Genomic DNA, 14,552 nt, shown 5'->3' with positions numbered 1-14,552 from the left:
TCATGAGCTGCTGCGGACCCTCGCGCCGGACTTTGCTCGGCGCGATCGCCTCCGCGGCACTGCTTTCCGCGCTGCCCGCGAGTCGCGCTCGGGCACAGCGCGTTTCACTGGTCGCGACGGATCTGGAAGTCGTCACCGTCACCGACCGCTCGGTGGTGCTCACCTGGACCACCGTCGCGCCCGACGGGTCGGGACGCCCGACCCCGGTCCCCTCCGACGCCGAAGTTCGGCTCGGCCCAGCCGATTCGCCGCGCCCGCCGGTCCCTGTCTTCGCCGCTCCCGATCGAACGCCGTTCCACTACGCCGAGATCGGCGGACTGGAACCGGGCCGCCGCTACCGATTCGAGGCGTGGTCGCAGGGCGTGCGGGCGACGCCCGCGCTCTCGCTCACCACGCTGTCGCCCGGGACACCGGAAACCACCGGCGAATTCACCACCTTGGTGCCGCCGCCCGGCCGACTGGTGCGCACCATCGCGCTGGCCAACGACGTGCACTACGGCGAGACGGTGAGCGGCTTGGTGGTCGGCGCGTTTCCGCCTGGCTTCCGCCAGCCGGCGGGTCTGCCGCCCTATCCCGAGGTCATGCTTTCCGCACTGCTCGGCGACCTGCGGGCCAGGAGCGTGAATCATCTTGTCGTCGCGGGAGATCTGACGAGCGAGGCGACGCCGGAGGAGTCACGCGCCGTCCGCGCCCGGCTCGACTCGTGGGGCGCGCTCGGCAGCGACTACCTGGTGTCGCGCGGCAATCACGATCGCCCGCACGTCGACTACCGGGGCTGCACGCACCTCGGCGAGCACCGCGACTGCTGGGGCGACAATTTCCTCGCCAGGCAGGAGTTGGCCGAGCACGAGGTCGGCGGCTTGCGGCTGCTCGGTGTGGACACCAGCGACCTCGACGGTGCGGGCGGCCGTATCGAACGACCCCAGTTCGCTCGCTTGGCCGAGGCGCTGCGCGCCGACCCGGACCGTCCGACCCTGGTCTTCGGCCACCACCCGGTGACCATCGAATCGGGACTCACCAACACCGCGGGCCCGGCCTTCGTCCTCGATGGCACCGACAGCGCCGAACTCCAGCACCTTTACGAGCGGGCGCCCGGAGTCTTCCTGCACCACAGCGGCCACACCCACCGCAATCGCCGTACCCGGCCGGACGCGAACATCGCGGTGGAATTCCTGGAGGTGGCCGCGGTGAAGGAGTATCCGGGCGGCTACAGCCTGCTCAGCGTGTACGAGGGCGGCTACATGGTGAACTTCTACAAGACACGCGCCGAGGACGCGCGGCGGTGGAGCAGCACCACCCGCGGCGAATACTTCGGCTTGCTGCCCGATTACACCCTCGGAACTTTCGCCGACCGTAACCACGTTGTCGCGCGGGATTTTTCCGGCCTGTCCTGAACTGACAAAAGCCCAGGGCGCAAACATCGACGGGGCCCCGGTCCGGCGGTGGCGCAACACCGAACCGAGGCCCCGACGACCGGCGCACCCATTCTTGCCTGGAGCGAGCGGCGGGAATTGAACCCGCGTAAACGGCTTTGCAGACCGTTGCCTCAACCACTCAGCCACGCCCGCCTCGCATTCGAGAATGCCGGTCCGGGCTCCCCGCGACCAGGCTTGGGCTCGAGCTGATTCAAAACCTCGCGGCGGCTCGGACGATGGAGACGACTCGATGCGGCCACGACTCGGGTCCGGATGACTCACATGCCGACATCGTCGGAACGTCGAGCGCGCGACGGGGAAAGGGCCACCGGGCATGCAATGATCGGGGAATGTCTCGGCCACGCCCGCTCCCAGTCGACCCGATCGAGGAGGCCCACCGCCAGTGGGTCGGCCACGGCTGGGGCGATGTCGCCGACGGGATGGCGGCGGTGACCTCGCTGGTCCGCGCCCAGCAAATCGTGATGGCCCGGGTGGACGACGCGCTGAAACCGACCGGCCTGACCTTCTCCCGGTACGAACTGCTCATGCTGCTGAGTTTCAGCAAGACCGGCGCGCTGCCGATGGCGAAGGCCAGCGCCCGGCTCCAGGTGCACCCGACCAGCGTCACCAACACCGTCGACCGACTGGAGGCGGCGCGCCTCGTCGAGCGGGTGCCGCATCCCAGCGACCGCCGCGCCACCCTCATCGAGATCACCGACGCCGGAAGGGAATTGGTCACCAAGGCCACGGAGGAGCTGAACGCGAAGGTGTTCGCCCATCCGGGTCTGCGGCCGGATCGGCTGCACCTGCTTTTGCAGTTGCTCGCGGAATTCCGGCACGCCGCGGGAGACTTCGACACCGGCGACGCGCCCGCCCGCTGGAACACCAGGGAACGCTGAACTCCACTCCGTACCTGGCGGTCTCATACACCACGGAATCGACCTCCGAGTAACAGTCCGGCATCCAAGTAGCGAATTCGCGGCGGCGTTGCCTTGGCAGCGGAGAAGAAAAGGTCCACCATGGATCCATGGTGCTGGTCTTGGGGGTATCGGCGGGCGCTGGTGGCGCGCGCGCGATGTTGACGCATTCCGATCAACCGCACCTTCCCCCGATCGATCGCTGCCATGTCCCGCGCCGCGCGGGCGCCGGTGTCGAGGAGGCGGTGTTCGAGGCGATCCGTGAGATGTGCCACTCGGCCCAGCAGCGCGACGAGCTGATCACCGGAACCGCGGTCACCTGTCGCTGCCCCTTGCACGCCGACGCCATCCGGTCCGCGGCGGGCCGCAGCAGGCTCACCATCGTCGACGAGCCGCTGGCCCAGCTGCGCTACCTGCGCTTCACCGGCAGCCTTCCGGACACCGGCACCGTGATCCTCTACGACCTCGGCAGCTCCGGGCTGACCGTCACGCACGCCGACTGCCGCACCGACGCCATCCTGTCCAGCAAACGCAGCACCGTACTCGGCGGCGACGGCTACGACGCGCTGCTGCGCTGGCAACTGGCCCGCGAAGGCGTGCTCACCGACCGGCTCACCAGCAGGCGGCACCGCGAGGCGCTCAGCAGCGCGCGGGTGGTCACCGCGACCGATCTCGGCTCCGGCGGGCGCGCCGTGGTGACCCGCAGCGATCTGGCCGAACTGTGCGCCGCGGGCATCCACCACTCCGCGTCGTTCGTCCGCCAGCTCATCGAGGAGACCGGGGTTCGGCCCGAGGCGCTCGTACTGCTCGGCGGCTGCACCCGAAGCCCGAGCGTGCGCGGCGAGTTGGCCGAACTGGTCGACCTGCCGCTGATCTACGACCCCGAGCCGGAATGCGTCTCGGCGCGCGGCGCGCTGCTGTTCGCCGCCGAACGCCCGTCCGGCGACGTGCGCATGGCGCGTCTGCGGACGGGCGCGGCCCTGCCGACGCTCGCCCCCGCGGGCGTCGGCCGCCGAAAGATCATCGCCGCCGTTGCGGTCACCGCGGCGCTCGGCGCGACCATCGCCGGTCTGCTCGCCGTGGAACGGAATTCGGCGGGGCCCCCGACCGGCGGGACCACGCCGACGCACATCGAACTGCGCACCACCCCGCAGCCGTCGGGCAACTGAGGCCGGAGCTCACCGCATCCCGTTGGCTAGCATGGCGCGAGAACCACAAGCGCACGACAACGGGGGTGTACACGTGGCATTCGCCGCCGCGAGAACCATGCTGACGACCGGATGGGGCGTGCTGACCGCGCACCGCGCGCTGGTCGCGTATCCGAGACGGTCGGCCGTCACCGGCGCGGTAGTGATGGGCGTCCCGTTCCTGTCCATCGGCGCCGACGTGATCGACGGGTCATCGGCCACGCCCTTGCTGCTGGTCGGCGCCTGCTATCTGCTGACGATGATCGTCACCACGTTCGGCAATGCCGCCCTCATCGCGCAGGCCGACATCGTGCTGCGCGGTGGATATCCGAGCGCGGGCAGGCGGGCGGCGCTCGCACGGTGGCCCGCGATTCTGATGTGGGCGCTCACGGCGGCGACGGTGCTGCCCGCGCTGCGGCTGGTCGAACACGACTTCCGCGACCTGCGGACGATGCGCGGCCGCCGTCCCGGCACCGCGTGGGCGGACGCGGCCGATCTGACGCTGCCGAAGATCGTGCTGGAGCACCGCAATCCGATTGCCGCACTGCGTGATTCACGGGCGGCGCTGGAACGCGGATGGGGATCCGACGTGGTGAGCAGCACGCGCCTCGGCATGCTGGGCTACACGCTGGTGCTGGTGGGCGGTTCGGTGTGCCCGCTGGTCGGCGCCGCGCTGGGCGCGCAGGCGCAGGCGCGGCTCGGCGTTCCGTACGGCACGGCGATCGGTCTGTGGCTCGGCCTGGCCGTCTTCATCGCCGCGCTGATCTTCGTCTCGGCCGCGACCGCCGTGTATCAGGCCGCGCTGTATCGCTACTCGGTCGACGGACGCACGCCGCCCGCGTTCGCCGCGGACCTCACGCGGTCGTTCCAGCCCTGAGTCGGCAACGGCTCGCGCGAACGCCCCGAAAGGCGCACGCGCGAGCCGTGTGCGGGACTCAGCGGTTGCCGAACTTCGCGGGCCGCTTCTCGACGAAGGCGGCCATGCCTTCCTTCTGATCCTCGATGGCGAACAGCGAGTGGAAGACACGGCGCTCGAAGCGCAGCCCCTCGGCGAGGGTGGTCTCGAAGGAGCGGTTCACCGACTCCTTGGCGATCATGGCGACCGGCAGCGACATCGCGGCGATGGTCTCGGCCACCTCGAGCGCGGTGTCGAGCAGCTCGGCGGCGGGCACGATGCGCGAAACCAGTCCGGCGCGCTCGGCTTCCTCGACGTCCATGTTGCGGCCGGTCAGCACCAGGTCCATGGCCTTGGCCTTGCCGATCGCCCTGGTCAGGCGCTGCGAGCCGCCGATGCCGGGGATGACGCCCAGCTTGATCTCCGGCTGCCCGAACTTGGCCGTGTCGGCGGCGATCAGGATGTCGCAGATCATCGCCAGCTCACAGCCGCCGCCGAGCGCGTAGCCCGCGACCGCCGCGATGGTGGGCTTGCGGAAGTTCGCCAGCCGGTCCCAGCGCGCGAAGAAATCGTCCATGAACATGTCCATGTACGACTTGGGCTGCATCTCCTTGATATCGGCGCCCGCCGCGAAGGCCCGATCCGAGCCGGTGATGACGACCGCGCCGATCGCGTCGTCGCGCTCGAGCTCGTCCAGCGCGGCGATCACGTCATCGAGGACCTGCGCGTTCAGCGCGTTGAGCGCCTTCGGACGGTTCAGTGTGATCCAGCCGACCCGGCCCTTGCGCTCCAGCAGAATCGTCTCGAAGTCTGGCCCTCCCGCCACCCGGCCGCCACCCCTCACTGAATCGCTTCGCGATGCATCCATCTTCAGGCACCCTCTTGATCGGAACGGTTACGGATATCGGTGACGATAGCCGAGAAGTCCTTGCCCGCCTCCGTCTGGTTGAACCGGGTGTAGATCTCCGCGGCGAGCGCGCCGAGTTGCCCGTCGATGCCGTTGGCGCGCAAGGCGTTCGCGGCGAGACCGAGGTCCTTGGTCATCAGCGCGGTGGCGAATCCCGGCTGGTAGTCGTTGTTCGCCGGGCTGGTCGGCACCGGGCCGGGAACCGGACAGTAGTTGGTCAGCGCCCAGCTCTGGCCCGACGCGGTGGAGACCACGTCGAAGAACGACTGATGGCTCAGGCCCAGCTTCTCGCCGAGCACCAGAGCCTCCGACAGACCGACCATCGAGATGCCGAGCAGCATGTTGTTGCAGATCTTGGCGGCCTGGCCGACGCCCGCGCCGCCGCAGTGCACGACCTTGCCGCCCATTACCTCGAGCACCGGAAGCGCGTCGGCGAAATCGGCCGCCACACCGCCGACCATGAAGGTCAGGGTGCCCGCGGCCGCGCCCGCGACACCACCCGAGACCGGTGCGTCCAAGGCGCGGTGCCCGGCCGCGACGGTCCGCGCGGCCGCTTCCTTGGCGTCGGCGACGTCGATGGTGGAGCAGTCGATGAACAGGGTGCCCGGCTTCGCGGCGGGCAGCAGGTCGGCGTAGACGTCGAGCACCAGCTTGCCGTTGGGGAGCATGGTGATCACGACGTCACGCTCGGCGACCGCCGCGACGGCCGTGTCCACGACGGTCGCGCCGTCCTTGCGCGCCTGCTCCTGCGCCGCGGGCACCGGGTCGAAGGCGAGCACGTCGTAACCCGCCTCGACCAGGTTGGCCGCCATCGGCGCGCCCATGTGGCCGAGGCCGAGGAAACCGATCTTTTTCGTCACTGCCGCACCTCCGGTGTCGCCAAACCCAGTTCCTTGTCGCCCAATTCGGCGAAGTACGCCGCCACCTGCGCGTCGGTGACCTCGGCGAGGGTCGCCGGTCGCCACTGCGGGTTGCGGTCCTTGTCGATCACCTGCGCGCGGATGCCCTCGACCAGATCGTGCGAGACCAGCGAGGCGATGGAGACGCGATACTCCTCGTTCAGCACCGCCTCCAGGCTCGGCAGGTCGCGGGCCGCGCGCAGCGAACGCAGCGTGACCTTCAGCGCGACAGGCGATTTGGCGAGCAGATCGGAGGCCGCCTTGGTCGCCTCCGGCGCCTCGGCCGCCTGCAACCGCGCCACGATCTCCTCGACGGTGTCGGCGCCGTAGCAGGCGTCGATCCAGTCCCGCTGCGCGAGCAACTCGGATTCCGGTGCGTCCGTGGCGAACTTCGCGATCGCCACCTCCGCGGTCTCGGAACGCAGTGTCTCCAGCAGGGCCGGGATGTGCTCCGAGGGCACGTAGTAGTCGGCGAAACCTGCCGCGATGGCATCGCCCGCGCTCATCCGCGCGGTGGTCAGCGCGACGTGCGTGCCGATCTCACCGGGCGCGCGCGAGAGCAGGTAGGTACCGCCGACATCGGGGATGAAGCCGATGCCGACCTCCGGCATGCCGACCTTGGACCGCTCGGTGACGATGCGGTGGCTGCCGTGGCCGGAAAGGCCGACACCGCCGCCCATCACGATGCCGTCCATGATCACCACGTACGGTTTCGAGTAGCGGCCGATCAGCGCGTTGAGGATGTACTCGTCCCGCCAGAACACGCCGGTCGCCGAATCCGCGCTCGCGGTACCGGACGTCGCGGGGCGATCGTTCAGCACACGCGCGTCGGCGTGAATCGCGACGATGTCGCCGCCCGCGCAGAGGCCCCGCTCCCCCGCGCCGGTGACCACGACGGTGCGCACCTCGTCGTCGTCGGCCCAGGCGCGCAGTGCGTCGGTGATGGCCAGCGCCATGGGGTGATTCAGCGCGTTGATGGCCTTGGGCCGGTTCAGCGTGATCAGCCCGAGGCCGTCGCGCTTGTCGATCAGTACTTCAGATTCCGTCATGGTGCTCCTCAGTTGAACGGTGCGCCCTCCCCGGATGGGTAGGTTCACGTCGATCGGGCGAGCGAAGCGACCCCGATCGCGGACCAACGCCTGGCGCGGGCGACGAAAGCCGAGCGTCAGCGAGGTGTCGTCGCGCGCGCCCCGTCATGCTGCTCCTATGACCGAGCGGGCTACGACCACCCGCATGATCTCGTTGGTGCCCTCGAGGATCTGGTGGACGCGCAGATCCCGGACGATCTTCTCCAGGCCGTATTCGTGCAGATACCCGTAGCCGCCGTGCAGCTGGAGCGCCTTGTTGGCCACCCCGAAGCCGACGTCGGTCGCGAATCGCTTGGCCATGGCGCACAATTCGACCTTGTCGGGCGCGTCGGCGTCGAGCGCGGCGGCCGCACGCCACAGCAGCGTCCGCGCGGCCTCCAGTTCGGTGCGCATATCGGCGAGTTCGAATTGCAGCGCCTGGTTCTTCAGCAGCGGCTTGCCGAAAGCGTTGCGGTCGGCGAGGTACGGAACCGACTTGTCCAGCGCCGCCTGCGCGCCGCCCACCGAGCACGCGGCGATGTTCAGCCGCCCGCCGTTGAGGCCGTTCATGGCGATGCGGAACCCGTCGCCCTCCGCGCCGAGGCGGTTGGCGACCGGGACGCGGACGTCCTCCAGCACGACCTGCCTGGTCGGCTGCGCGTTCCAGCCCATCTTCCGCTCGTTCGGCCCTACCGAGAGGCCCGGAGTGTCGGCGGGCACGATCAGCGTCGAAATGCCGCGCGCCCCTTCGTCGCTCGTGCGCACCATCATGACGTACACGTCGTTGGCGCCCGCGCCGGAGATGAACTGTTTGGCGCCGTTGAGGATGTAGTCCTCGCCGTCGCGAACGGCCTTGGTGCTCAACGCCGCCGCGTCGGAGCCGACGGCGGGCTCGGTGAGCGCGTAGCTGCCGAGCAACTCCATCGAAGTCAGGCCGGGCAGCCAGCGGTTGCGCTGGTCGTCGTCGCCGTAGGCATCGATCATCCAGGCAGCCATGTTGTGGATGGAGATGTAGGCCGCCACCGCGGGACACCCGGTGGCCAGCTGCTCGAAGATGCGCACGGCATCGAGCCTGCGCAGCCCCGAGCCGCCCACGTCCTCGCGGACGTAGATGCCGCCGAGGCCGAGCGGGCCGGCCTTGCGCAGCACGTCCACCGGAAAGTGTTTCTGCTCATCCCATTCCAGCGCGTTGGGCGCGAGGAACTCGTCGGCGAACTGGCGCGCGGTCTCGCCGATCGCGCGCTCGTCCTCGTTCAGAATGAACATCCGGTTCAGTCCATCGTCGGGATGACGAACGCGTTGGACTCCTTCAGACCGGAAGGCCAGCGCTGGGTCACCGTCTTTGTCTTCGTGTAGAAGCGGATCGAATCCGGGCCGTGCTGGTTCAGATCGCCGAAGCCGGACCGCTTCCAGCCGCCGAAGGTGTAGTACGCGATCGGCACCGGGATCGGCACGTTGATGCCGACCATGCCGACCTCCACCCGGGACGCGAAATCGCGGGCGGTGTCGCCGTCGCGGGTGAAAATGGCCACGCCGTTACCGTATTCGTGCTCGTTGGCCAGGCGCAGACCCTCCTCGTAGTCCTTGGCGCGCACGACGCTGACCACCGGGCCGAAGATCTCCTCTTTGTAGATGCGCATGTCGGCGGTGACCTTGTCGAACAGCGTCGCGCCGACGAAGTAGCCGTCCTCGCTGCCTTCGACGGTCAGGCCGCGACCGTCCACGACCAGCTCGGCCCCCTCATCGATGCCGATCTGGACGTAGTTGTTCACCCGGTCCACACCGTCCTTGCCGACCAGCGGGCCGAAATCGGCGCCCGGGTCGTCGGAGCGGCCGATGTTGAGCTTGTGCACCCGCTCGGTCAGCTTGGCCACCAGACGATCGGCGGTCTCCTCGCCGACCGGCACGGCCACCGAGATGGCCATGCAGCGCTCGCCCGCGGAACCGTAGCCCGCGCCGATCAGCTGGTCGGCGACATCGTCGAGATCGGCGTCCGGCATCACGATGGCGTGGTTCTTCGCGCCGCCGAAGCACTGGGCGCGCTTGCCGTTCGCGGTCGCCGTCTCGTAGATGTACTGGGCGATCGGGGTGGAGCCGACGAAGCCGACGGCCTTGATCCGGGGATCGTGCAGGATCGTGTCCACGGCCTCCTTGTCGCCGTTGACCACGTTGAACACGCCGGCGGGCAGTCCCGCCTCCAAGAACAGCTCGGCCAGCCGCAGCGGGACCGAGGGGTCGCGCTCGGACGGCTTGAGCACGAAGGCGTTACCGCAGGCCAGCGCGGGACCGGCCTTCCACAGCGGGATCATGGCCGGGAAGTTGAACGGGGTGATGCCCGCGACGACGCCGAGCGGCTGACGCATCGAGTAGACGTCGATGCCGGTGCCCGCGCTCTCGGTGTATTCGCCCTTGAGCAGGTGCGGGATGCCGGTGGCGAACTCGACGACCTCGAGCCCGCGCTGAATGTCGCCCTTGGCGTCGGCGATGGTCTTGCCGTGCTCGGCGGAGAGCAGCGCGGCCAGGCTGTCCATCTCGTCCTGCACCAGGGTCAGGAACTTCATCAGCACCCTGGCCCGCTTCTGCGGGTTGAACGCCGCCCACACCGGCTGGGCCGCCGCGGCGTTCGCGATGGCCGCCGCTACCTCGGACTTGCTCGCCAACGGCACGCGCGCCTGCACCTGGCCGATGTTCGGGTCGAAGACATCGCCGAAGTTGCCCGAGGCGCCTGCGACGTGTTGCCCGCCGATGAAGTGAGTGAGTTCGCGAACCATGCCAGTCCTTGTCTGTCGTCGTCGACGCGCGGTGGCGCGATCTGCGGTCATCCTATAGTTGGATGTCCAAGTATTTACATGACAGGACACGAATGTGATTCATCCCACCGGTTCGAGGGTCAATCGGACCCGCGCGGCGACCGCGCCATGACGATCGCACCCGTCGTCAGCAGCACGGCGCCCACGATCAGAACGAGACCGGCCGCGCCCAACCCCTCGGTCCACTCCGACACCGCCTCGGCGATGGCGATCGCGACCGCCCCCGCACCGCCGATCACCAGCACCGGCGAACGGTGCGTCGCGTACAACGCGAAGCAGGCGATCGCGACGAGCACGGTGAGCCCGGCCGACACGCCGCGCCCCTCGAAGTCGACCCACTGCGCGCCGAGCAGCGCGAGGGCGATCGCGATCGCGTATCCCGCCCAGAACTCGACGAACGCACCCGCGCGCGTCAGCCCGAACCAGACCATCCCGAGCGCGAAAAAGCCTAGGCCGACCCAGAGTTCGTCCAATTCCAACAGTGTGCCGAGCACGCCGCCGACGACGGGCACCGCGAAACCCGCGCACGCGAGCATGCCGACCACCGAGGGCAGCGCCACATAGCCGAGCACCGCCGCGACCAGACCCGCGCATACCGCGAGCACCCATGCCTCGTCGGATCCCGAATCGTCGATGCCCGCCCCGACCGCACCGGCGAGCGCGGCCGCCGCGAGCGCGAACAACACCGCGGCCAGGCGCGTCCGCGCGGTCGGCATCGGCGAACGGAACAGCGACGCGCGTCCGGCCAGCGCGATGCCGCCCAGCGCGAGCCCGATCGCGACGGCCGCCAGGATCGCCACCCGGCTCGCCTGCGCGAGATCGCCCCACGACGCCTCGAGGAACAGCACCAGCCCGCCGAGCAGCAGTCCCGCACCGGCGTACGCCGCGACCTCGGCGACCAGCTTGCCCGGCGACGGCCGCGCCGCGGCCTCCTCGGCGGCCACCTCGGCCGCCACCGCATCCCGTTGCGCCTCGGTCAGCACACCCTCGTCGACCAGCCGGCGCAGTGCCGTCCCCACCCGATGCCCATGAGCCATCGGTCCAGTATCACCGCGACATCCGGCGGAGGCCACGGCGTGGCGGCTCGCGATTATCTGGCGATGTGATCGCCGTCACCGTAGAATTACTTTGACGTCCTAGTATCGGGCGCCATAAGGACTCGCCGGAGGACTCCCGTGGCCGACAGCAGCGCGCTCCACACTCCCGCCCATCCCGTCCGTTTCGTGACGTCGGCGGCCCTGTTCGACGGGCACGACGCCGCGATCAACATCATGCGCCGGATCTTGCAGTCCCAGGGCGCGGAGGTGATCCACCTCGGGCACAACCGCGCCGTGCACGAGGTGGTCGCGGCCGCGATCGAGGAGGACGTGCACGGCGTCGCGGTCAGCTCGTACCAGGGCGGCCACATCGAATACTTCGAATACCTCGCGGCCGCGCTGAAAGAGGCGGGAGCGGGCCACATCCGGATCTTCGGCGGTGGCGGCGGGGTGATCGTGGCCGAGGAGATCGAGCGACTGGCAGACGTCGGCGTGCGGATCTTCTCCCCCGAGGACGGCCAGCGGCTCGGATTGCCCGGCATGATCAACGAATTGGTGCGCGCCTGCGATGACGACCTCGCCGAGGAGTTCCCCGCGACCGAGGCCGTGCTCGCGGGCGAACGGCCCGCGCTGGCCCGCGCCATCACCTGCCTGCAACAGGACACCCTGCCCGCCGCCGACCGCGAGGCGCTGCTCGCCGCGGCGAACGCGCGCGCCGTGCCGGTGCTGGGCATCACCGGCACCGGAGGCTCCGGAAAGTCCTCGCTGACAGACGAATTGGTGCGACGACTGCGCTCCGATCAACAAGACAAGCTCCGCGTCGCGATCCTCGCGGTCGACCCGACCCGCCGCCGCGGCGGCGGCGCGCTGCTCGGCGACCGGATCAGAATGAACGCGCTCGACGGCGCGCACGTGTTCTTCCGTTCGCTGGCCACCCGGGGCAATCACGAACTGCCGCGCAACATCGACACCATCATCGCGGCGTGCAAGGCCGCCGGGTACGACCTGGTCGTCCTGGAGACGCCGGGTATCGGCCAGGGCGACACCGCCATCGTCGACCACGTCGACGTGTCGATGTACGTCATGACGCCGGAGTTCGGCGCGGCCTCCCAACTCGAGAAGATCGACATGCTCGACTACGCGGATGTGGTGGCCGTCAACAAGTTCGAGCGCCGCGGCGCCGCCGACGCGGTGCGCGACGTGTCGCGTCAGCTGCTGCGCAACCGCGAGGCCTTCGGCGCCCGCCCGGAGGACATGCCCGTCTTCGGCACCAGCGCGGCGACTTTCAACGACGACGGCGTGACCGCGCTCTACCAGCACCTGACCGGCCTGCTCGGCGAGCACGGCCTGCGGCTGGAGCCCGGGACGCTGCCGCGGGTCGACACCAAGGTCTCCACTCGTTTCGCACAGATCATCCCACCCGCCCGGGTGCGCTACCTGGCCGAGATCGCCGAAGCGGTGCGCGGCTACCACGCCGAGACCGCCCGGCAGGTCGCCGCGGCGCAGCGCGTCCAGCGGTGCGAGCAGGTGCTCGCCGAGCTGCCCGAGGACGCGGCGGTCGCCGAGCTGCTGACCGCCGCACGCACCGAACTCACCGGCGACAATGCCGCGCTGCTGGCCGAATGGCCCTCGATCGCGGAGAGTTACCGCGGCGACGAACAGGTGGTGCGGGTGCGCGACCGCGAGATACACACGCCGCTGCGCCGGGAGTCGTTGTCGGGCAGCAGCATCGCGCGCGTCGCGCTCCCCCGCTACACCGATCACGGTGAGCTGCTGCGCTTTCTGCGCGCGGAGAACCTGCCGGGCCGCTTTCCGTTCACGGCGGGGGTGTTCCCGTTCAAGCGGGACAACGAGGATCCCGCGCGGATGTTCGCGGGCGAGGGCGATCCGTTCCGCACCAACCGGCGCTTCAAGGTGCTCTCCGCGCACGCCGACGCGACAAGGCTGTCGACCGCCTTCGATTCGGTGACGCTCTACGGGCGCGATCCCGACGAACGGCCGGACATCTACGGCAAGGTCGGCACCTCGGGCGTCTCGATCGCCTCGCTCGACGACATGAAGGCGCTCTACGACGGTTTCGACCTGACCTCGCCGACCACGTCGGTCTCCATGACGATCAACGGCCCAGCCCCGACCATCCTGGCCTACTTCCTCAACGCCGCCATCGACCAAGCGATGCAACGCTTCTCGGACGCCGAGGGACGCGAACCGTCCGAGGACGAAGCCGCCGACATCCGGGCGAGGACGCTGGCCACCGTGCGTGGGACCGTGCAGGCCGACATCCTCAAGGAGGACCAAGGCCAGAACACCTGCATCTTCTCCACCGAGTTCAGCCTGCGCATGATGGCCGACATCCAGGAATGGTTCGTGCGCAACAAGGTTCGCAACTTCTACTCGGTGTCGATCTCGGGGTATCACATCGCCGAGGCGGGCGCGAACCCGATCAGCCAGCTCGCCTTCACCCTCGCCAACGGATTCACCTACGTGGAGGCCTATCTGGCGCGCGGCATGGACATCGACGACTTCGCACCCAATCTGTCGTTCTTCTTCTCCAATGGCATGGACCCGGAGTACTCGGTGATCGGCCGGGTCGCGCGGCGCATCTGGGCGATCGCCCTGCGCGACCGGTACGGCGCCAACGAACGCTCGCAGAAGCTGAAGTACCACATCCAGACCTCGGGCCGTTCGCTGCACGCCCAGGAGATGAACTTCAACGACATCCGCACCACGCTGCAAGCGCTGATCGCCGTCTACGACAACTGCAACAGCCTGCACACCAACGCCTACGACGAGGCGGTGACCACGCCGACGGAAGAATCGGTGCGCCGCGCGCTGGCCATCCAGCTGATCATCAACCGCGAGTGGGGCATGGCGATGAACGAGAACCCCCTCCAGGGCAGCTTCCTCGTCGACGAACTCACCGATCTGGTCGAGGAGGCGGTGCTCGTCGAGTTCGAGCGGATCAGCGAACGCGGCGGCGTGCTCGGCGCCATGGAAACCGGCTACCAGCGCGGCAAGATCCAGGACGAATCCATGCTCTACGAGCGGCGCAAGCACGACGGCTCGCTGCCGATCGTCGGGGTCAACACATTCCGCAATCCGAACGCCGAGCAACACCGGGTGCTCGAGCTGGCACGCGCCACCGAGGCGGAGAAGAAGTCCCAGCTCGACCGCGTGCGCGAGTTCCAGCAACGCCATCGCGACGCGGCGCACGCGGTGCTGGCCCGGCTGGACGCGGTGGCACGCACCGACGAGAACATCTTCGCGGTGCTGATGGACGCCGCGCGGGTCTGCACGCTGGAGCAGATCACCGACGCCTTCTTCACGGTCGGCGGACAGTACCGGCGCAACGTGTGAGGCTCGGGGCCGGCGAAGCTCGTCGTTGGCCCGCGCACGGCCACCGCCGTGTGACAATCGC

At 69.2% G+C, this 14,552-nt stretch carries 11 protein-coding genes and 1 tRNA gene; 5 read left to right on the top strand and 7 right to left on the bottom strand.

Features of this window, described 5'->3' with window-relative positions; all coding sequences use genetic code 11:
- The first annotated feature begins 2 nt into the window (after positions 1-2).
- Positions 3-1,394, top strand: a complete 1,392-nt coding sequence (locus AC3ERS_RS34075) for a metallophosphoesterase family protein (RefSeq protein WP_431972273.1) — start codon at positions 3-5, stop codon at positions 1,392-1,394.
- A gap of 99 nt (positions 1,395-1,493) precedes the next feature.
- Here the strand turns inward: AC3ERS_RS34075 and AC3ERS_RS34070 are convergent.
- Positions 1,494-1,568: transfer RNA gene (locus AC3ERS_RS34070), tRNA-Cys, on the bottom strand.
- 197 nt (positions 1,569-1,765) lie between these two features.
- On the opposite strand from AC3ERS_RS34070, the gene AC3ERS_RS34065 reads away from it, so the two are divergent.
- The 3 genes from AC3ERS_RS34065 to AC3ERS_RS34055 all read left to right on the top strand — a co-directional run bounded on the left by AC3ERS_RS34065 (position 1,766) and on the right by AC3ERS_RS34055 (position 4,396).
- Positions 1,766-2,314 (top strand): MarR family winged helix-turn-helix transcriptional regulator, encoded by a 549-nt coding sequence (locus tag AC3ERS_RS34065; RefSeq protein ID WP_431972272.1) that lies wholly within the window; start codon positions 1,766-1,768, stop codon positions 2,312-2,314.
- Between the two features lie 128 nt (positions 2,315-2,442).
- Positions 2,443-3,501, top strand: a complete 1,059-nt coding sequence (locus AC3ERS_RS34060) for an Hsp70 family protein (RefSeq protein ID WP_431972271.1) — start codon at positions 2,443-2,445, stop codon at positions 3,499-3,501.
- Between the two features lie 73 nt (positions 3,502-3,574).
- Positions 3,575-4,396, top strand: coding sequence for a DUF6159 family protein (locus AC3ERS_RS34055; protein ID WP_431972270.1), 822 nt, complete (start codon positions 3,575-3,577; stop codon positions 4,394-4,396).
- 58 nt (positions 4,397-4,454) lie between these two features.
- On the opposite strand, the gene AC3ERS_RS34050 is transcribed toward AC3ERS_RS34055, so the two are convergent.
- From AC3ERS_RS34050 to AC3ERS_RS34025, 6 genes are all read right to left on the bottom strand, one after another.
- Positions 4,455-5,240 (bottom strand): enoyl-CoA hydratase, encoded by a 786-nt coding sequence (locus AC3ERS_RS34050; protein ID WP_431972269.1) that lies wholly within the window; start codon positions 5,238-5,240, stop codon positions 4,455-4,457.
- Between the two features lie 44 nt (positions 5,241-5,284).
- Positions 5,285-6,181, bottom strand: coding sequence for a 3-hydroxyisobutyrate dehydrogenase (gene mmsB, locus AC3ERS_RS34045; RefSeq protein ID WP_431972268.1), 897 nt, complete (start codon positions 6,179-6,181; stop codon positions 5,285-5,287).
- Positions 6,178-7,269 (bottom strand): enoyl-CoA hydratase/isomerase family protein, encoded by a 1,092-nt coding sequence (locus tag AC3ERS_RS34040; RefSeq protein WP_431972267.1) that lies wholly within the window; start codon positions 7,267-7,269, stop codon positions 6,178-6,180. Before AC3ERS_RS34040 ends, mmsB begins: the two co-directional genes overlap by 4 nt.
- 144 nt (positions 7,270-7,413) lie before the next feature.
- Positions 7,414-8,553, bottom strand: a complete 1,140-nt coding sequence (locus AC3ERS_RS34035; protein WP_431972266.1) for an acyl-CoA dehydrogenase family protein — start codon at positions 8,551-8,553, stop codon at positions 7,414-7,416.
- A gap of 5 nt (positions 8,554-8,558) precedes the next feature.
- A complete protein-coding gene (locus AC3ERS_RS34030) occupies positions 8,559-10,058 on the bottom strand; it encodes a CoA-acylating methylmalonate-semialdehyde dehydrogenase (RefSeq protein ID WP_431972265.1) in 1,500 nt (499 codons plus the stop codon).
- A gap of 119 nt (positions 10,059-10,177) precedes the next feature.
- Positions 10,178-11,134 (bottom strand): DUF2157 domain-containing protein, encoded by a 957-nt coding sequence (locus AC3ERS_RS34025; RefSeq protein ID WP_431972264.1) that lies wholly within the window; start codon positions 11,132-11,134, stop codon positions 10,178-10,180.
- Between the two features lie 138 nt (positions 11,135-11,272).
- On the opposite strand from AC3ERS_RS34025, the gene icmF reads away from it, so the two are divergent.
- Positions 11,273-14,491, top strand: a complete 3,219-nt coding sequence (gene icmF / locus AC3ERS_RS34020; protein ID WP_431972263.1) for a fused isobutyryl-CoA mutase/GTPase IcmF — start codon at positions 11,273-11,275, stop codon at positions 14,489-14,491.
- Positions 14,492-14,552: the final 61 nt, after the last annotated feature.

This window comes from Nocardia sp. bgisy134, assembly GCF_057708325.1.
This window is presented reverse-complemented; position numbering and strand designations above follow the sequence as displayed.